The 18,243-nt window shown below is 62.5% G+C and carries 15 protein-coding genes; 11 read left to right on the top strand and 4 right to left on the bottom strand.

Translation table 11 applies throughout. From position 1 onward, the window contains the following. Positions 1-3: 3 nt before the first annotated feature. The 5 genes from ACEXP3_RS16660 to ACEXP3_RS16640 are packed head-to-tail and all read left to right on the top strand — an operon-like array spanning position 4 to position 6,224. The gene (locus tag ACEXP3_RS16660; RefSeq protein ID WP_377298285.1) at positions 4-1,413 is read left to right on the top strand and encodes an amidase; all 1,410 of its coding nucleotides are present in this window, start codon (positions 4-6) and stop codon (positions 1,411-1,413) included. Beyond that, complete coding sequence (locus ACEXP3_RS16655; protein WP_377298284.1) at positions 1,410-2,939, top strand: ABC transporter ATP-binding protein; 1,530 nt, start codon at positions 1,410-1,412, stop codon at positions 2,937-2,939. Before ACEXP3_RS16660 ends, ACEXP3_RS16655 begins: the two co-directional genes overlap by 4 nt. After that, the gene (locus tag ACEXP3_RS16650) at positions 2,929-3,978 is read left to right on the top strand and encodes an ABC transporter permease (RefSeq protein WP_377298283.1); all 1,050 of its coding nucleotides are present in this window, start codon (positions 2,929-2,931) and stop codon (positions 3,976-3,978) included. Before ACEXP3_RS16655 ends, ACEXP3_RS16650 begins: the two co-directional genes overlap by 11 nt. Next, complete coding sequence (locus tag ACEXP3_RS16645) at positions 3,975-4,919, top strand: ABC transporter permease (RefSeq protein ID WP_377298282.1); 945 nt, start codon at positions 3,975-3,977, stop codon at positions 4,917-4,919. Before ACEXP3_RS16650 ends, ACEXP3_RS16645 begins: the two co-directional genes overlap by 4 nt. Before the next feature lie 15 nt (positions 4,920-4,934). Continuing rightward, positions 4,935-6,224, top strand: a complete 1,290-nt coding sequence (locus ACEXP3_RS16640; RefSeq protein ID WP_377298281.1) for an amidohydrolase family protein — start codon at positions 4,935-4,937, stop codon at positions 6,222-6,224. 193 nt (positions 6,225-6,417) lie between these two features. Here the strand turns inward: ACEXP3_RS16640 and ACEXP3_RS16635 are convergent, their stop codons facing one another. Next, positions 6,418-7,155 carry a BA14K family protein gene (locus ACEXP3_RS16635; protein ID WP_377298280.1) on the bottom strand — a complete coding sequence of 246 codons (738 nt, stop codon included), beginning with the start codon at positions 7,153-7,155 and terminating at the stop codon, positions 6,418-6,420. Positions 7,156-7,346: 191 nt separating this feature from the next. Between ACEXP3_RS16635 and ACEXP3_RS16630 the strand changes: the two genes are divergently transcribed. The 6 genes from ACEXP3_RS16630 to ACEXP3_RS16605 all read left to right on the top strand — a co-directional run bounded on the left by ACEXP3_RS16630 (position 7,347) and on the right by ACEXP3_RS16605 (position 14,486). Continuing rightward, complete coding sequence (locus ACEXP3_RS16630) at positions 7,347-8,327, top strand: DMT family transporter (RefSeq protein WP_377298279.1); 981 nt, start codon at positions 7,347-7,349, stop codon at positions 8,325-8,327. 191 nt (positions 8,328-8,518) lie between these two features. Further along, a complete protein-coding gene (gene ugpB / locus ACEXP3_RS16625) occupies positions 8,519-9,826 on the top strand; it encodes a sn-glycerol-3-phosphate ABC transporter substrate-binding protein UgpB (protein WP_377298278.1) in 1,308 nt (435 codons plus the stop codon). Positions 9,827-9,890: 64 nt separating this feature from the next. Beyond that, on the top strand, positions 9,891-10,772 hold the full coding sequence (gene ugpA, locus ACEXP3_RS16620; RefSeq protein WP_377298277.1) for a sn-glycerol-3-phosphate ABC transporter permease UgpA: 882 nt from the start codon (positions 9,891-9,893) through the stop codon (positions 10,770-10,772). Positions 10,773-10,781: 9 nt separating this feature from the next. Further along, positions 10,782-11,630 carry a sn-glycerol-3-phosphate ABC transporter permease UgpE gene (gene ugpE / locus ACEXP3_RS16615; RefSeq protein WP_377298276.1) on the top strand — a complete coding sequence of 283 codons (849 nt, stop codon included), beginning with the start codon at positions 10,782-10,784 and terminating at the stop codon, positions 11,628-11,630. Beyond that, positions 11,630-12,673: a sn-glycerol-3-phosphate import ATP-binding protein UgpC gene (locus tag ACEXP3_RS16610; protein WP_377298275.1), complete on the top strand. Its 1,044-nt coding sequence runs from the start codon at positions 11,630-11,632 to the stop codon at positions 12,671-12,673. The genes ugpE and ACEXP3_RS16610 overlap by 1 nt, the downstream gene beginning before the upstream one ends. Positions 12,674-12,842: 169 nt before the next feature. Further along, positions 12,843-14,486, top strand: coding sequence for a Na/Pi cotransporter family protein (locus tag ACEXP3_RS16605; protein WP_377298274.1), 1,644 nt, complete (start codon positions 12,843-12,845; stop codon positions 14,484-14,486). Positions 14,487-14,497: 11 nt separating this feature from the next. Here ACEXP3_RS16605 and ACEXP3_RS16600 read toward each other — a convergent pair whose 3' ends face one another. The 3 genes from ACEXP3_RS16600 to phnE (ACEXP3_RS16590) are packed head-to-tail and all read right to left on the bottom strand — an operon-like array spanning position 14,498 to position 18,147. Then, on the bottom strand, positions 14,498-15,634 hold the full coding sequence (locus ACEXP3_RS16600; protein WP_377298273.1) for an alpha-D-ribose 1-methylphosphonate 5-triphosphate diphosphatase: 1,137 nt from the start codon (positions 15,632-15,634) through the stop codon (positions 14,498-14,500). Between the two features lie 46 nt (positions 15,635-15,680). Continuing rightward, positions 15,681-17,174 carry a phosphonate ABC transporter, permease protein PhnE gene (phnE, locus tag ACEXP3_RS16595; RefSeq protein ID WP_377298272.1) on the bottom strand — a complete coding sequence of 498 codons (1,494 nt, stop codon included), beginning with the start codon at positions 17,172-17,174 and terminating at the stop codon, positions 15,681-15,683. Positions 17,175-17,184: 10 nt separating this feature from the next. Then, the gene (gene phnE, locus ACEXP3_RS16590) at positions 17,185-18,147 is read right to left on the bottom strand and encodes a phosphonate ABC transporter, permease protein PhnE (protein WP_377298271.1); all 963 of its coding nucleotides are present in this window, start codon (positions 18,145-18,147) and stop codon (positions 17,185-17,187) included. Between the last annotated feature and the right edge of the window lie 96 nt (positions 18,148-18,243).

Genomic DNA, 18,243 nt, shown 5'->3' with positions numbered 1-18,243 from the left:
ACAATGCACGCCGATGCAACCGCGCTGGCCGAGGCGATCGCAACCGGCCGCCTCTCCAGCCGCGAGGCCATGCAGGCTTCCATCTCCGCCGCGTCCGCCTGTGAGGGGCTAGGCGCGGTTGCCTATCTGGATGGGGCAAAGGGCCTGGAGGCGGCGGCCGCCATCGACGCGCTGCCGCACGGTTCGCCGGAACGCGCAGCGATGGCTTTTGGCGGCGTGCCAACCCTTGCCAAGGATCTCGGCGGGCCGTTTGCGGGCTTTCCGGTGGTGGCGGGATCGCGCCTGATGGCGCGCCGGGGCGGACATGTCGATTCCGATCTCGCAAGCCGCTTCCGCAAAGAGGGCCTGTGCGTCTTCGGCCTGACCACTAGTCCCGAATTCGGCCTTGCGCTGTCGAGTGAACCCGATATCGGGCCGATCTGCCGCAATCCGCTCGATCCGGCCCGCACGCCGGGGGGGTCAAGCGGCGGCGCCGCCGCAGCCGTTGCCGCCGGCATCGTCGCCATTGCGCATGCGACGGACGCGGGCGGTTCGATCCGGGTGCCAGCCGCCTGCTGCGGACTTGTCGGCCTCAAACCCAGCCGCGGGGCGATGCCCGCTGGCCCCAGTTTCGGCAATCACCTCGGCGGCCTTGCGAGCGAGCTTGCCGTTGCCCGCTCCGTACGCGACATCGCCCGGCTGTTTTTTGCCACAAGCGGCAACGCCCATGGGCCGTTTGCACCCTTTGTCCCGACGCCTGCAAAAGAGGGCACGCTGCGCATCGGGCTTCTGACCGATACCAGCCACCGCTATCCGACCGACCCGGAGCGCAGCTCCGTTATAGAAGAGGCCGGCCGGGCCCTCGAGGCGCTTGGCCACCAGCTGGTGCCCATCGATTTCTCCGCGATCGAGCAGGCGGTCTTGAGCAGCGACAAGGCCTTCGTCGATATCGCAAGCGCCAATCTTGCCAATACGATTGCGACATTCAATCTCGATGCGTCAAAGACCGAAACGCTGACGCAGGCGGTGATTGAACGGGGCCTGCGCCTGTCTGCGACCGACCTGTCTGGCAGCCAGAACGCCATGGTTCTCTCAAGCCGCGATCTCTGGAGACTGTTTGAAGACATCGACTGCCTGCTGTGCCCGATCCTGTCGTCGGCGCCGCTGCCGATCGGCTCCTTCCCGAGCGATCATGGCGACACCGATCTTCATTTTTCGCGCATGGCGCGCTTTGCGCCGCTTGCAACGCTTGCCAATGCCTCCGGTTTCCCGGCGATCACCCTGCCTTACGGGTCAGACGGTGACGGACTGCCGCTGCCGGTGCAGATCATGGCGCCGATGGGCGCAGAACCGCTGCTCATCGAGCTTGCGACCCTTCTCGAGCGCGACGAACGCTTTGCGCAGCGTTTCCCCATTGCCGGATTGACAGCATGACGTCCCCCATCCCAGTGCTCGACATCGTTGGCGTCAGCAAGCGGTTCGGCAGCAATCTTGCCAATGACGATATTTCGCTCTCGCTCGCCAAGGGCGAGATCCTTGCGCTGCTCGGGGAAAACGGTGCCGGCAAGACGACGCTGATGAGTATCCTCTTCGGCCATTACGTGCAGGACAAGGGACAGGTGTTGATCGATGGCGTGGCGCTGCCGCCGGGCAAGCCGCGCGCCGCCATTCGCGCCGGCATCGGCATGGTCCATCAGCATTTTTCGCTGGCGGCCAACCTGACCGTGCTCGAAAATGTCACCACCGGCACGGAAAGCCTGTGGTCGGTCGCCTCGCGCCGCAGTGAGGCGCGCGAAAAGCTGCTGGCGATCTCCAGGCGGTTCGGCCTGACGGTCGACCCCGATGCGCGGCTGGGTGACCTGTCGGTCGGCGAGCAGCAGCGGGTGGAGATCCTGAAAGCACTCTACAACGACGCGCGCATCCTCGTGCTGGATGAACCGACGGCCGTTCTCACGCAGGTGGAAGCCGAAACGCTGTTTGCAACGCTGAAGGACATGGCAGCGCAGGGGCTTTCGCTCATCTTCATTTCGCACAAGCTGGACGAGGTGATGGCAGCGGCCGACCGGATCGTGGTGCTGCGCGGCGGCCGCCATGTGGCAGAGCGCCGGGCAAAGGACACCAGTAAGGCCGAGCTTGCCGAACTGATGGTGGGACGCACCGTCACGCGGCCGGTGCGCGAGGCCTCCACTCCGGGCGAAATCGTTCTGGAAGCGGCTGCCGTTTCGGTGCGCGCCCAGGGTGTGGACGTTCTCAAAGCGGTTGATTTTCGTCTTCGCGCCGGAGAGGTGCTCGGCATTATCGGGGTCTCCGGCAATGGGCAGGGCGCTCTGGCGCAACTTCTCTCCGGCACGCTGGCGCGAACGAGTGGGGATCTGATGCTGTTCGGCACACCCGTCGAGGATCGCCTTTCGGTGGCAGACGTCGTTGCAAGCGGCATCGGGCGCATCCCCGAAGACCGCAACCGGGAAGGGGCCATCGGCGAGATGGCGATCTGGGAAAACGCCATCCTGGAGCGCGTGGCCGACTATTCGCGCCGCGGTCTGGTCGATCGCAAGGCCGGCAAGGCGTTTGCCAGCCGCATCATCGATCAGTTCGACGTGCGCGGTGGAACACCCACCAGCCGCACCCGGCTTCTGTCGGGCGGCAACATGCAGAAGCTCATCCTCGGGCGCAATCTCATCAACCGTCCGCGCATATTGCTTGCGGCGCAGCCGGCGCGCGGTCTTGACGAAGGGGCGGTCGCCGCCGTCCATGAACGCATTCTGGAAGCGCGCCGCGCCGGAACGGCGGTCCTGCTGATCTCGGAAGACCTCGATGAGGTCATGGCTCTGGCCGACCGCATCCAGGCGATTGTCGGCGGCAGGCTGTCGCCGCCGATCACGGCGGAGGAGGCCAGCGCGCAAAAACTCGGCCTGATGATGGCCGGCGAATGGCAGGCGGAGCAGACACATGCGGTTTGAGCGGCGCGAACATCGACCCCTCGCACTGGTCCTCCTGACGCCGGTGATCGCCATCGTGGCAGCACTTGCCCTGTCGGGCATTCTGATCGCGATTGCCGGTGCTCCGGTTCTCGAAGCCTATTGGCGCATTCTGACCGGCGCGTTTGGCTCGCGACTATCGACCACAGAAACGCTGACCCGCGCCACGCCGCTGATGCTGACGGGCCTTGCCGCAGCCGTCGCCTTTCGGGCACGGCTGTGGAACATCGGCGCCGAAGGCCAGCTTTATCTCGGTGCGATTGCGGTGGCGGCGGCAAGCTCGCATCTTCTCGGCGGACTTCCCGCGGCCATCCAGATCCCGGCGCTTCTGGCGATCGGGGCGCTTGCCGGCATGCTGCTGCTCCTCGTGCCGCTCTGGCTTCGCCTGCGCTTTTCAGTCGATGAGGTGGTGACGACGCTGCTTTTGAATTTCGTCGCCGTGCTCTTCGTCTCGATGCTGATCGATACGGTCCTGAAGGACCCGACGGCATTCGGCTGGCCGCAGTCGCAATCGGTGGCAGACGCCGCCATGCTGCCAAAGCTCCTGGCGCGCTCGCGCCTGCATATCGGTCTTGGCCTTGCCGTCGTCCTGGCCTTCATCCTGCAATTCGTGCAGCAGCGCACAGTCTTTGGACTTCGGTCGCGGGCGGCCGGCCTCAATCCGGCGGGTGCGGTCTTTGCCGGGGTGCCGCTCGGGCGCACGCTGGTCGTGGTGGCCTGCATTTCGGGAGGGCTTGCGGGCCTGGCCGGTGCCGTCGAAGTCATGGGCGTCAAAGGTTACGTGACAACCGACCTGTCACCCGGTTACGGCTATTCCGGCATTGTCGTTGCGATGCTCGCCAATCTCAATCCGCTCGGTGTCGTGCTGGCGGCGCTGTTCACGGCCACGATGTTCGTCGGGGCGGACGGCATGAGCCGGGCCATGCATATTCCGAGCTATATTGCCGATGTGACGGTGGCGCTGTCACTGCTCACCATGCTGACGGCGATCTTCTTTACCCAGTACAGGATCCGCCGATGAGTGCCGTCCTCGACATACTGGCCTCTGCCGGGCTTTGGGCCGCGGTGCTGCGCATCGCAACGCCGCTTATTCTGGGAACGCTCGGGGCGCTTCTGTGCGAACGAGCCGGCGTTCTCAATCTCGGCATCGAAGGCATCATGACATTCGGCGCGATGATCGGCTGGCTTTCGGTCTATAATGGCGCGGATCTCTGGACAGGTTTTCTGATTGCCGCCCTGGCCGGCGGCCTGTTTGGAGCGCTGCATGCGCTTTTGACCGTAACGCTCGGGCTCTCCCAGCATGTGTCGGGCCTCGGCGTCACGCTGTTTGCCTCCAGTTTCAGCTATTATGTCTTTCGACTGGCCGTCCCCGTCGCCGGTTCGCCGCCGACCATCGTACCATTCAAGCCGATCGCCATCCCCGGCCTCAGCGATCTCCCCTTCATCGGTCCGGCCTTCTTCGTCCAGACGCCGCCGACCTATCTCGCCATCCTGCTTGCGCTTCTCCTCGCCTATGTGGTGTTTCGCACCCCGCTTGGCCTTGCCATCCGCATGACAGGGGAAAATCCCCATGCAGCGGAAGCGCAGGGCATCAACCCAATGGCTGTGCGTTATGGCGCGGTCATTGCGGGCTCAGCCCTGATGGGCATGGCCGGCGCCTTCCTGACGCTGTCGGCTTTCAACAGCTTCTTTCCGACCATGGTGCAGGGACGCGGCTGGATCTGCATCGCGCTCGTGGTATTTTCCTCATGGCGGCCGGGCCGGGCGCTGGTCGGAGCACTGCTCTTTGCCTTTTTCGACGGCTTCCAGCTGCGCCTGCAGACCACGCTCGGCGGCGCCGTTCCCTACCAGCTTTTCCTGATGATCCCCTATATCCTGTCCATAGCAGCCCTTGCGGTGATGGCGCGACGCGCCCGCGTGCCCCAGGCCCTGATGCAACCCTACAGGCGCGGCGAGCGCTGAACGAAGGACGTCTTGATGTTCGACCTCATCATCCGCAATGCGAACCTGCCCGACGGACGCCAGGGTTTCGACATCGGCCTCTCCAGCGGCAAGATTACGGCCATCGAAAAGACCCTCGACGCGGTCTGTGGCGAAGAGATCGATGCTACCGGCCGCCTTGTCAGCCCGCCCTTCTGCGATCCGCATTTCCACATGGATGCAACGCTGTCGCTCGGCATGCCGCGCATGAACGTCTCGGGCACATTGCTGGAAGGCATTGCGCTCTGGGGCGAACTGCGCCCGCTTCTGACGAAGGAAGCGCTGGTGGAACGGGCGCTGCGCTACTGCGATCTCGCCGTCTCGCAGGGCCTTCTGTTCATCCGCAGCCATGTCGATACCTCCGACCCTCGCCTTGTGACGGCCGAAGCGCTGATCGAGGTGCGCGAACGGGTGGCGCCCTATATCCAGCTTCAGCTGGTGGCGTTTCCGCAGGATGGCTATTACCGGGCCGAAGGCGGCGTGGCCTCGCTTGAGCGGGCGCTCGACATGGGCATCGACATCGTCGGCGGCATTCCGCATTTCGAGCGCACCATGGAGGAGGGGCGCCTGTCGCTCGAGGCGCTCTGCCGGATCGCGGCCGAACGCGGCCTGCCGGTCGATATCCACTGCGATGAAACCGACGATCCGCTGTCGCGCCACATCGAGACGCTGGCAGCCGAAACCATCCGCCACGGCTTGCAGGGACGCGTTGCCGGATCGCATCTCACCTCCATGCATTCCATGGACAATTATTACGTCTCCAAGCTCATCCCGCTGATGGCCGAGGCAAAGATCAACGTCATTCCCAACCCGCTCATCAACATCATGCTGCAGGGCCGCCACGACACCTATCCGAAGCGGCGCGGCATGACGCGCGTCCGCGAACTGATGGCTGCAGGCCTCAATGTCTCCTTCGGCCAGGATTGCACGATGGACCCGTGGTATTCGATGGGGTCGGCCGATATGCTCGAGGTCGGCCATATGGCCATTCACGTGGCCCAGATGGGTGGGCTTGACGACAAAAAGCAGATTTTTGACGCGCTCACCGTCAATTCCGCAAAGACCATGGGGCTGGAAGGCTATGGCCTGGAGATCGGCTGCAAGGCCGACCTCATCGTGCTGCAGGCGGCCGACGTCATCGAGGCGCTGCGGCTGAAGCCGTCGAGGCTCTATGTGGTCAAGGGCGGCAAGGTGATTTCCCGCACGGCACCGCGCATTGGCGAATTGTTCCTCGACGGACGCCCCAAAACCATCGACAGCGGACGCGATTACGTCCCGAAATATTAAGCAGAGGAATGACTTGGCGCGGCTGTGGGGAAGGGAAGCGCCGCGCCCGGGTGCAAGCCACTCTTAATGAACGGGTGGGCGCGACGCTTCATCCGGTCAACGACCGAGGTGCCCGTCGGGTTCCAGCACCTGTCGCCTCAATAGCAGGAGGTTGGGGCGCTTGTTTGGCGGGCACAGTGCAGAGAGCATGGCCTTACTGACACTGGACTCGCGGGCCACCGCCATAGGGCTGGTAGGTGTTGTCTTCTGCCGAGTAGGAGCGGTAGCGGGCCGAACAGGACTGCGCATGGTCTGCTGTCACAAAGCCGGTTGAACCTTCAAGACTTGCCTGTTCCACCTGCGGCTCCAGTTCGCCGGCCACCTCCGAGCGCGGGAAATTGTCATCGGCAAAACTGTCATGACGTTCGGGCGGGGGAGAGGTCGGCTCGTTGGCAGCAACCGTTTCTGCGGCCTTGGCAAGGAAGGGTGAGACACACTCGCGCCGCCCGCCGCTATAGGCCGTATAGCTGTTGTCGCGCGGGCGGTAGGAACGGTATCGGTTCGCGCACCATTCCAGATGCGCCTCGTTGAACGCAGGTTCCGTCTGCGTCTCCATGGCCGTTTCCGACACGTCGGTCATGGCGACAGTCCCGGATGCGGCCTGATCTGCATTCGTGCCTTCGCGGGAGGAGACAAGGGAGGCAACCGCCTCTCCATCTGCGCCGGAAGCCGGGACCTCGGAGGCCACCTGCACGCCCGGAACGCGCTCCAGCGTGTTGCGTGCCGGATCGACGCGCACCGGTTCACTGGTCCACAGGCTTGCCACATCCGAGCCGCCAAGCCGGCTCGGCGTTTCGTCGGTATGCAGCAGGAAGGTTGCAACGAAAAGACCGCCGATAAAGGTCATCAGGGACAGTCCGAGGCTTGCAAAAAGCGTAAAGACGCTCTTCATGGCTATGCTCCGCAATTCGATTTCGGAAAGGAATGCGAAGGTCGGGAGCCGGTTCCTCAAAAAAACAACGGGCGATTGACGGAACATTTGCGGGAACGGATTAAACCGGTACCGGATTACAGTTAAGGCGGGGGCGTTGTGGCCTTGTCCTGCATTTGGCGCCCTTGGCGGTGGCCGTGACGAGGTACTTTATGTCTGCCTTCAACGAGATCCGCGATGCCGACGGCAAGCAGACGAATGATGCCGGTGACGAGCCCGCAACGCCCCTGCCATATGTTCGGGAGCCGATGATCAACAAGGGGCGCGCGGCGGTGATGATGATGATCGCCGTGACGCTGTTTGCTTTCCTTGACAGTTCAGCCAAGATTGCCGGTGCGGCAGTGCCCTCCCTTGAACTGGTCTGGTTCCGTTTCGTCGTGCATTTCCTGCTGGTCGCGGTCATCCTCAATCCCTGGCGCGCGCCTGAGACCTGGAGAACCGGACATCCGAAACTGCAGACCCTTCGCGCACTGATCCAGATCGTCTGCACAGGCCTCAATTTTCTGGCGCTCAGCCAGCTGCAGATCGCCCAGACCCTGTCGATCCAGTTCACCGGCCCGGCTTTCATCACGCTGTTGTCGATCGTGTGGCTCGGCGAAAAGGTGGGGCGCTACCGCTGGACGGCAATCGCCATCAGCTTTATCGGCGTGCTCGTCATCACCCAGCCGAAGCTTGACGGCATCGAGCCGGCTTTTGGCGTCATGCTTTTGTCCGTCATGATCGGTGCCAGCTACTCCATCCTGACGCGACGCCTGGCCGGCAGTGAATCCCCCGGCAGCATGCTTTTGATCATGGCCGGCCTGCCGGCGCTTCTGCTGACGCCGCTGATGCCGTTCGTGTGGGTATGGCCGGCGCATCCTTCCACGTGGTTTGCGTTCTTCGCCACCGGCGCATTCGGTGCGCTGGCGCATTATTTCTACATCGGCGCCCACCGGCTGGCGCCCGCCTCGTTCCTGGCGCCCTTGCAGTATTTCCAGTTCCTGGCGGTTCTGGTGCTGGGCTTTATCGTGTTCGGCGATGTTCCGACGCTGTCCACCTTCCTCGGCGCCGCCATCCTCATCGGGTCCGGGCTCTACATCTGGCACCGCGAACGGGTTCTGGCGCGGGCTGCCACACGTTCAGCGTCCGCTTGACGCACAAAACCATCAGCATGTGGAAAAGCGTGTGATGACAAGGTGTTGCACGCAATAAAATGCACAGCTGTGCATTCTTGCTCTTCTCTTGTCTTCAATTGCCTTCTAAAAGAGGGACGTGGTCAGGGAGGATCATGGCGCGCGACGCGATGTCGCCACTGACTAGAACCGACAATAAACGGGAGGAAACCATGTCTTTCGGCAAAATTCTTGCGAGCACGACCGTATCCGTCGTGGCGATGATGTCTGCGTCCCAGGTGCTGGCCGCAACGGAACTGCAATGGTGGCACGCCATGTCGGGTGCCAATAACGAGGTTGTCGACAACCTCGCTAAGGAATTCAACGCCAGCCAGAGCGAATACAAGATCGTTCCGGTCTTCAAGGGAAGCTATCCCGAAACGCTGAATGCCGGCATCGCCGCCTTCCGCGCCAAGCAGGCGCCCGCCATCCTGCAGGTGTTTGACGCCGGCAGCGGCGTGATGATGGGGGCCGAAGGCGCCGTCATGCCCGTCGCCGACGTTTTGAAAAAGGGTGGCTTCACCTTCGACAAGGCCAATTATCTGGCCGGCATCGCCGCCTATTATTCCAAGCCCGACGGCTCCATGCTGTCCTTCCCCTACAATTCCTCTTCGCCGGTGATGTACTACAACAAGGACACCTTCAAGAAGGCTGGCCTCAACCCCGACGAAGCGCCCAAGACCTGGCCCGAAGTGTTCGAGGCTGCCAAGAAGATCAAGGCGAGCGGCGCCAGCGCCTGCGGCATGACCTCCACCTGGCTCACCTGGATCCAGACCGAGAACTTTGCCGCCTGGAACAACGTGTCCTATGGCACCAATGAAAACGGCCTCGGTGGCACCAAGGTGGAACTAAAGGTCAATGCGCCGCTGTTCGTCCAGCATTTCCAGGCCCTGGCCGATCTCGCCAAGGACGGCACGTTCCGTTACGGCGGCCGCACCTCGGAAGCCAAGCAGCTGTTCACCTCCAGCGAATGCGCCATCCTGACGGAATCCTCCGGCGGTCTTGGCGACATCATAAAGTCCGGCATGAACTACGGCATCGGCCAGCTGCCCTATTATCCGGGCGAGGGCCGTCCGCAGAACACCATTCCGGGCGGCGCCAGCCTCTGGGTTTTCGGCGGCAAGTCGGATGCGGAATACAAGGGCATCGCGCAGTTCTTCAACTTCCTCTCGCAGACGCCGATCCAGGCCCGCCTGCACCAGGTGTCGGGCTACCTGCCGGTGACCATGGCGGCTTATGAAGACACCAAGAAGTCCGGCTTCTACGAAAAGAACCCGGCCCGCGAGACGCCGATCCTGCAGATGATGGGCAAGGCGCCGACGGAAAATTCCAAGGGCGTGCGTCTCGTCAACCTGCCCCAGGTTCGCGACATCATGAACGAGGAATACGAGGCGCTTCTCGCCGGCAAGCAGGATGCCAAGACGACGATGGACAAGATCGTCGAGCGCGGCAATGCCGCCATCAAGCAGGCCCAGCGTTAATCCACCCTCCTCGTCAGCCCGGCGGCCTTCGGTCGCGGGCTGACGTCAGAACAGGACAATCGCCGTGCAACGCGTTGTGTTTCCAAACAAGGTGCTCCCCTATCTGCTGGTGGCGCCGCAAATCATCCTGACGGTGATTTTCTTCTTCTGGCCGGCCAGTCAGGCGCTCTATCAATCGATGCAGCGCGAGGACCCCTTTGGCCTTTCAAGCGGCTTTGTCGGCCTCGACAATTTCCGCTTCGTGCTGTCGGATGAGAATTACCTGCATTCGCTGCAGGTGACGGTCATCTTCAGCGCCGCAACCGCCATCCTCGCAATGGTTGTCGCACTGATGCTGGCAACCGCTGCCGACCGGGTGGTGAGGGGCAAAGGCTTCTATCGCACCATGCTGATCTGGCCCTACGCGGTGGCGCCGGCCGTGGCCGGCATGCTGTGGCTTTTCATGTTCAACCCGTCCATGGGCACGTTCGCCTATATCCTGCGCCGCAACGGCATTGCCTGGGATCCGCTTCTGAACGGCGACCAGGCCATGGCGCTCGTCGTCGTCGCGGCCGCCTGGAAGCAGATCAGCTACAATTTCCTGTTCTTCGTCGCCGGCCTGCAGGCCATTCCAAAATCGCTGATCGAGGCCGCCGCCATCGATGGCGCCCGCGGTGCCCGCCGCTTCTGGACCATCGTGTTTCCGCTTCTGGCCCCGACGACCTTCTTCCTGCTCGTCGTCAACACCGTCTATGCCTTCTTCGATACGTTCGGCATCATCCATGCCGTAACCGGCGGCGGGCCTGCCAAAGCCACCGAAACGCTCGTCTACAAGGTTTATAACGATGGTTTCGTCAACCTCGACCTCGGCTCGTCGGCGGCACAATCGGTCATCCTGATGATCATCGTCATCGCCCTGACGGCCTTCCAGTTCCGCTTCGTCGAGAAGCGCGTGCATTATGCGTGAGGCCAGATCATGATTGAAAGACGTCCCATCGCCGGCCTCCTCGGTCATTTCATGCTGATCATCGGCATCATCATCGTGGCCTTCCCGATCTATTACACCTTCGTGGCCTCCACGCTGTCGTCGGGGGAAATCCTGCGCCCGCCGATCTCGCTTCTGCCCGGCAGCCATCTCGTTGAAAACTATTCGACGGCGATCAATGGCGGCGTCGAGCGCGTGTCCGGCGTCAGCCTCGAACGCATGCTGTGGAACACCTTCGTGGTGGCCATGGCGATTGCCATCGGCAAGATCCTCATCTCCTTCATCTCGGCCTATGCCATCGTCTTCTTCCAGTTCCCGTTCCGCATGGGCTTCTTCTGGATGATTTTCGTGACGCTGATGCTGCCGGTGGAAGTGCGTATCCTGCCCACCTACAAGGTGATCGTCGATCTTGGTCTCATCGATACCTATACAGGGCTCACGCTGCCGCTGATGGCCTCCGCCACCGCCACGTTCCTGTTTCGCCAGTTCTTCCTGACGATCCCCGGCGAACTGGTGGAGGCCGCCCGCATCGATAATGCCGGACCCTTCCGCTTCATGAAGGATATCCTGCTGCCCCTGTCGCGCACCAATATCGCAGCGCTCTTCGTCATCCTCTTCATCTACGGCTGGACGCAGTATCTGTGGCCGCTGCTGGTCACCAACGATGCGCAGATGGCAACGATCATCATCGGCCTTCGCAAGATGGTGGATTTCGCCGACGCTTCTACCCCCTGGAATTATGTCATGGTCACGGCGATCGTCGCCATCATCCCGCCCATTCTGGTGGTGGTCCTGATGCAGCGCTGGTTCGTGAAAGGCCTTGTGGAGACTGAAAAGTAATGGCCAAGATCACCCTCAACAATGTCCGCAAGACCTATGCCGGCACGGTGGAAACCATCAAGGGCGTCTCGCTCGATATCGCCGATGGCGAACTGCTGGTGCTTGTTGGCCCCTCCGGCTGCGGCAAGTCCACGCTTTTGCGCATGATTGCCGGGCTGGAAAGCATCACATCCGGCGAAATTTCTATCGGAGACCGCGTCGTCAACACGCTGGAGCCGTCCGAGCGCGATATCGCCATGGTGTTCCAGAACTATGCGCTCTATCCGCATATGACGGTCTACCAGAACCTCGCCTATGGCCTGAAGAACCGCAACACGCCGGCCGACGTCATCGAGGCGCGCATCAAAAAGGCAGCAGCCACGCTGGAGATCGAACAGTATCTGGAGCGCAAGCCGCGCCAGCTCTCCGGCGGCCAGCGCCAGCGCGTCGCCATGGGCCGCGCCATTGTGCGCGAACCCTCGGCCTTCCTGTTCGACGAGCCGCTGTCGAACCTTGATGCGAAACTTCGCGTGCAGATGCGCGTTGAAATCAAACGCCTGCAGCGGGCGCTCGCCACCACCAGCGTCTACGTGACCCACGACCAGATGGAAGCGATGACGCTTGCCGACCGGCTGGTGGTGCTGAACGGTGGGCATATCGAGCAGGTCGGCACACCGATCGAGCTTTACGAGAAGCCCGCGACAACCTTCGTCGCCACCTTTATCGGTTCGCCCTCGATGAACCTTCTGGACCGTGCCCGCGGCGGTTTCGACCTCTCCGGTGTTGCGGAGGCGGCAACCATCGGCATTCGCCCGGAGGACCTGAAGGTGGTCAGCGATGGACAAGTCGCAGACTATGCCTTGCGCGCGGCCGTGACCGTCGGCGCCGTGGAACTGGTGGGCGCCGAAAGCTATGTCTATGGCAAGCTGTCATCCGGACAGGACATCGCATTTCGCGTCTCCGGCCGTTCGCAGATCGAGAGCGGCGCGCAGATGACGGTTGCGGCGCATAGCCAAGACATCCATCTGTTTGATGCAGGCGGCGCGCGTCTTGCCGGCCATTGATCGCTGACCGGGCGACCATCATGTCGCCCAGTCACCCGCCTATGACGGGTTGGCGAAATCGGAATGTGGCAGTTCGTGGCAATCTGCCTGTAAACCGTTTGCAGAGACCTTTGCCTGCATACTCCTGTGCCGGGAGGAGGGCAGCGGAGAAACGAGAAAGGCCGGAGGGATGAGCTCAACCGCCGTCATGATCAACCTGTTCGGAGCCGTGGCCCTGCTGCTCTTCGGTCTGTCGCAGGTCAAGGACGGCGTGTCGCGGGCCTTTGGCGCGCAGTTGCGCACGGGCCTTTCCACGGGCACCCGCAATGGATTGCGATCCTTCGTCTCCGGCCTCTTCGCCACGATTGCGCTGCAAAGCTCGACGGCAACCGCGTTGATGACCGCTTCCTTCGTGGAACGAGACCTCATCCGGCCGCGCATGGCCCAGATCGTCCTTCTCGGCGCCAATGTCGGCACCGCCATCACCGCATGGATCGTCGGCTTTGGCATCGGCTGGCTGTCGCCGCTCCTCATCCTCGTCGGCATCGGCTTTCACCGCAGCCGGGCCAGCAACCGGCAGGGGCTAGGCGCTGCGCTGATCGGCATCGGCATCATGCTTCTGTCGCTGCATCTGATGAGTGCTGCCACCGAACCTTTGCGGGAATCGCAGGCGCTCTTCGCCTTCATCGGCCTTCTGGACAATGCCTGGCCGGTCGCCTTTGCGCTTGCAGCTTCCATTGCCTTCCTGTCCTCGTCCAGCCTTGCCGCCGTAGTGCTGATCCTGTCGGTTGCGGCAACCGGCGCGGTTCCGACAGCGCTGATCCTCGTCCTCGTGCTTGGGGCAAATTTTGGCGGCGCCATTCCGCCCTATATGGCGTCGCTTTCTGCAGCATCCTCGGCGCGCCGCGTCACGCTTGGCAATCTCATCGTGCGCGGCATCGGCTGCCTGCTGGTGCTGCCGCTTGCCGGCTACGGCGCCATGCTTCTGGAAATGCTGCCGACACCCGGCGCCATGCTGCCGGTCGATGCGCATCTGGCCTTCAACCTCGCGCTTGCCCTGGTGGCCTGGCCCTTCTCGACAGTGCTTTCCGGCTGGATGGCGCGTCTGATACCGGAAGAGGTGCGGCCCGATCTTGCGCCAAAATTCCTCGACCGCGAGGAACTGTCCAGCCCCGTCGTTGCACTGACCAGTGCCACGCGCGAAGTGCTGGGCGTCGGCGATCTCATCGAGCGCATGCTGATGAAGACATCGGATGCCTTCACCCAGAACGATCTCTCCCAGCTCACCGAAGTGGCGCAGCTGGAACACCGCGTCGATACGCTGCAGCAGGAGGTGAAGGTCTATCTCTCCATGCTCTCGCGCGTCGGCCTCAGCGAAGACAACAGCCGCCGCTCGATCCACATCATCGACTATGCCATCAACCTGGAACACATCGGCGACATCATCGAAAAGGGCCTGTTGCCGCAGGTCGTCAAGAAGATCTCGCTCGGCCTCAAGTTCTCCGACGACGGCTATGACGAACTGATGCGGCTGATGACGCTTACCATCGACAACCTGCGCGTGGCGCAGACGATTTTCGTGACCCGCGATTTTGACCTTGCCCGTCACATGATGGAGGTGAAGGTGGAGGTGCGGCGCATGGAAAAGGAATCCGCCGAGCGCCACCTGAAGCGTCTGCAGGATGGTCGGCTGGAAAGCCTGCAGACCAGCTCGCTGCATCTCGATCTTCTGCGCGACCTGAAGCGCATCAATGCGCATATCGTCTCTGTCGCCCATCCGATCCTGGATGAAAGCGGCCTTCTCGTCGAAAGCCGCCTTCGCGCCTCGCAGTAATCCTGTGCCGCTCAGGCCACGCGCTGGCCTTCGCGCCAGACGGAACGCACGACCGGCACACCGTCCGTGCGGCGAACCCGCACGAGATCGGCGCGAAGGCCGGGCGCAATGCGGCCGCGATCTTCGAGCCCGACGGTACGCGCCGGCGTTGCCGTCACCATGGCGAGCGCCTGCGGCAGAGACAGGCTTTCGATCTCGTCTGCCAGAACGAAAGGCGCGTGGAGCAGGCTGAACGGCACGTAATCGGAAGACAGCACGTCGAGCACGCCGCGTTCGGCCAGATCGCGCGCGGCAATATTGCCGGAATGCGATTTTCCGCGCACCACGTTCGGCGCGCCCATCAAGACGCTCATGCCGGCCTTGTGCGAGGCATCGGCGGCATCGAGGCTCGTGGGGAATTCTGCCAGCTTGACGCCGTAGGCCACAGCCTCATCGACGTGGTCGAGCGTGGCATCGTCATGGCTTGCGACGGTGATGCCGCGACGATGGCAAAGGGCGGCCAGATGGTCGCGGTGCGGGCCGGAATAGCGCGCCGAGGATTCTTGCCGACGCGCGACGAACCGCTGGAATTCCTCGTCCGAAAGGCCGCGTTTGCTTTTGTAATAGAGCGTATAGTGCTCCATCGTCTGGAACTGGCGCTGGCCCGGCGCATGGTCCATCAGCGACACAAGCCTGACGGCCGGATCTTCCTCGAAATCGGCGATATGCTCCAGCACGTCGGCTGAGGATACCTCGCAGCGCAGGTGCAGAAGATGGTCGGCACGCAGCCGGTCTTCCTGTTGCGCCAGATGGATGGCATCGGCCATGTCGCGCATTTCGCCGGCCTTGAAACCTCCGTCCTCGTCCGAGCCCATGCGCAGGCAATCGAACACGGTGGTGATGCCTGACGTGACCACCTGCGCATCGTGCGACTGGATGGCGGAAATCTTGTTCCAGCGCACGCCCGGACGCGGCGAATAATGGGCTTCCAGATGGTCGGTGTGCAGTTCCACCAGGCCGGCAATCAGATAATCGCCCCCGAAATCCTCGCCAAGCGCGCTCGATCCTTCCGCGATATCGGCAATTTTGCCGTCGACGATGCGGACGCTGCCTTCGATGAGGCGGTCTTCGAGAACGATTCGGGCGTTGGACAGAATGATTTCGGGCATGACGGTTTTCCAGATGCAGGTGGCGCAGGCCGCGCCGGTCAAAAAGTCAGTGGTTGCGCTTGCCGATGAGGCGTGAGCGCAGCGCGTTCGAGATGGCGTCGAAGATGAAGACGACGATGAGGATGAGGATCACCATGTAGGCGACGTTCTTCCAGTTGGTGTTGGTGCGCATCGCTTCCCAGAGCTTGAGACCGATGCCGCCGGCACCGACCGCCCCGATAATGGTGGCCGAGCGGGTGTTGCTTTCCCAGAAGTAGAGCGCCTGGCTGGCAAAGACCGGCAGGACCTGCGGCAGGACACCGAAACGCTGCACGGCAAGCGGCGGCGCGCCGACCGACTTGATGCCCTCGCGCTGCTTGTCGTCGATGTTTTCCAGCGCCTCCGAATAGAGTTTTCCAAGCGTTCCCGTATCGGTGAAGAAGATCGCCGAAATGCCGGCGAGCGGCCCGGGGCCGAAGGCGCGGGTGAAGAACAGTGCCCAGATCAGCATGTCGACCGAGCGCTGGAAATCGAAGAAGCGCTTGACCAGCTGATTGACTGGACGGTTGAGCGTGATGTTGCGCGCAGCGATGAAGCAAAGCGGAAAGGCGACGACAGAGGCAAGCAGCGTACCGACAAAGGCCATGACGATGGTCTGGAACAGCTTTGTCCAGACATCGAGATGCTGCCAGGATGGATTGTAGAGAATGTTGTCGATGGCGAGATCCAGATTGCTGCGGGTCGGATCAAGCCGCGTGTCCGAGCGGATCAGCGTCCAGACCTCGCTAAGCGACTTGCCGAAATAAGGCGAGTCGATGTCGAACAGAAAACCCGGCCAGCCGAGATAACGCTTGTGGACGATGACCGCATCGCTTCGCACCTCCGCCCAGCCGGAAAAGCCGAAAGCGACCACGATCTTTTCGCCCGGCGCGCGCTGCGTTGCCCACGCGGGAAGCGGACCGGATGCCTGCACGCTATCCTTCGCAAGCGAAATGGCAAGCGTTTCGCCGGAGCGGGTGACGGTGACGCCGGGCGGGGCAACCTCGATGGTAGCCTCCGGGTTCATCTGCACCACGGCATGCGTCACCACCTCCTCGCTCACCGTCTCGGTGGTGGCAGCCGTGGCAGTTGCTGTCGCAGAGGAGGGGGCCGGGGCCATGAAGGAGAAGGTGGAGGCCGCAGCGCCGGCAGCAGTGGCCGGTGCTGGCGTGGTGACGGTGCGGGTGATCGTCTCGCGCTTCGCCTGCAGCCAGTCCGGGTTCGGATTGGGGCCGATCGGATCGAAGCGGGAAAATTCCACCTTCATCGTGGCATCATCCCGGATCGCGATCGTCGGGCGCTCCTCATAGGAGACCCAGTCGGCAAGATAGTTGCCGGCAATGGTCCAGTTGGCCGAGGACATCACCTGGGGGACGGAAAACAGCCAGGAGCAGAAGGCAAGGTAGAGAATGCCGCCGGTCAAGATCAGCGGGATCCGGAACCGGCTCCAGACGGAGGCGGTGACCAGATGCGGATGGCGGGCGGCAACGGCGTCGAGATCGGTGGCGGACAGGCTCTGCATGATTTCCTCCTCACACGACCGGACGGAAGGCCTGATCGCCCACCAGCTTGCGGCGCAGCCAGGCGGATAGCTGGTCCACGGCGATGATGGTCAACAAAAGCAGAAGCACGATCGCAAGCGTCTTGGCCTCATGGCCGCGGGTGATCGACAGGCGAAGCTGCTCGCCGATGCCGCCGCCGCCGACCGCACCGATAATGGTGGAGGCGCGCACGTTGATCTCCAGCCGCAACAGGAAATAGCTGACGAAGTTCGGCATGACCTGCGGCACCATGGCAAACCAGACGCGCTCGATCCAGCTGGCACCGGCCGCCTTCAACCCCTCGTCGGGTCGCATGTCGGCGTTTTCGATCACCTCGAAGAAGAGTTTTCCAAGGGCACCGATGGTGTGGATGGAGACGGCAATCATCGCCGGGATCGGCCCGAGCGACAGGATGGCGAGAAAGAAGCCGGCGAGCACGATCTCGGGAAAGGCGCGCAGGATTTCCATGAACCGGCGCACGGGGCCGCGGATCCAGACGTTCTTCATCATGTTGCGCGCGGCAAGGAAGGACAGGATGGAGCCGAAGAAGAACCCGATGATGGTGGAGGCGAGCGCAATGTTCAGCGTCTCGGCCATCTTGTAGAAATATTCCGGAATGTAGAGGCTCTGAGTGATATAGTAGCGCCCGTCCGGGTAATCATATTGCAGGCTGCCGTCGAAATAGGGCGAGGGCAGATCAAACAGCGCCCGCCAGATTTCCATGCCGTCACGCGGAACGAGCATTTCGACAAAATCAAACAGGTGCGGCAACCGGTCGAGGAACTTGCCGGAATTGCTGTCATTGGCAAACCACAGCGAACCGGTGAGCGCCACAAACAAGACGACGAGGCTGAGAATGGTGTAACGGCGACGCCCGCGCGCCAGAACCTGCCAATGCGCCTCGATCTGGGCGCCGCGTTCTCCCAGAGGAGCAAGGGTCGGACTGGTCTGCATCGCGGGAACTACCATTGGCTGGGGGGTGTGCTGGACTGTCACAGCGGATCAGTCGCCGGAGGATAAGGCTCCGGCGACTGAAAGGGGTCGAGGCGC

Origin of the sequence: Neorhizobium fuzhouense (assembly GCF_042611105.1) — a bacterium.
Classification (GTDB): Bacteria; Pseudomonadota; Alphaproteobacteria; order Rhizobiales; family Rhizobiaceae; genus Neorhizobium; species Neorhizobium galegae_A.
This window is presented reverse-complemented; position numbering and strand designations above follow the sequence as displayed.

Bases quoted from the DNA above. Each gene is read 5' to 3' on its own strand.
- ACEXP3_RS16660 (WP_377298285.1), top strand. From the start codon at position 4: ATGCACGCCGATGCAACCGCGCTGGCCGAGGCGATCGCAACCGGCCGC.
- ACEXP3_RS16655 (WP_377298284.1), top strand. From the start codon at position 1,410: ATGACGTCCCCCATCCCAGTGCTCGACATCGTTGGCGTCAGCAAGCGG.
- ACEXP3_RS16650 (WP_377298283.1), top strand. From the start codon at position 2,929: ATGCGGTTTGAGCGGCGCGAACATCGACCCCTCGCACTGGTCCTCCTG.
- ACEXP3_RS16645 (WP_377298282.1), top strand. From the start codon at position 3,975: ATGAGTGCCGTCCTCGACATACTGGCCTCTGCCGGGCTTTGGGCCGCG.
- ACEXP3_RS16640 (WP_377298281.1), top strand. From the start codon at position 4,935: ATGTTCGACCTCATCATCCGCAATGCGAACCTGCCCGACGGACGCCAG.
- ACEXP3_RS16635 (WP_377298280.1), bottom strand. From the start codon at position 7,155: ATGAAGAGCGTCTTTACGCTTTTTGCAAGCCTCGGACTGTCCCTGATG.
- ACEXP3_RS16630 (WP_377298279.1), top strand. From the start codon at position 7,347: ATGTCTGCCTTCAACGAGATCCGCGATGCCGACGGCAAGCAGACGAAT.
- ugpB (WP_377298278.1), top strand. From the start codon at position 8,519: ATGTCTTTCGGCAAAATTCTTGCGAGCACGACCGTATCCGTCGTGGCG.
- ugpE (WP_377298276.1), top strand. From the start codon at position 10,782: ATGATTGAAAGACGTCCCATCGCCGGCCTCCTCGGTCATTTCATGCTG.
- ACEXP3_RS16610 (WP_377298275.1), top strand. From the start codon at position 11,630: ATGGCCAAGATCACCCTCAACAATGTCCGCAAGACCTATGCCGGCACG.
- ACEXP3_RS16605 (WP_377298274.1), top strand. From the start codon at position 12,843: ATGAGCTCAACCGCCGTCATGATCAACCTGTTCGGAGCCGTGGCCCTG.
- ACEXP3_RS16600 (WP_377298273.1), bottom strand. From the start codon at position 15,634: ATGCCCGAAATCATTCTGTCCAACGCCCGAATCGTTCTCGAAGACCGC.
- phnE (WP_377298272.1), bottom strand. From the start codon at position 17,174: ATGCAGAGCCTGTCCGCCACCGATCTCGACGCCGTTGCCGCCCGCCAT.
- phnE (WP_377298271.1), bottom strand. From the start codon at position 18,147: ATGCAGACCAGTCCGACCCTTGCTCCTCTGGGAGAACGCGGCGCCCAG.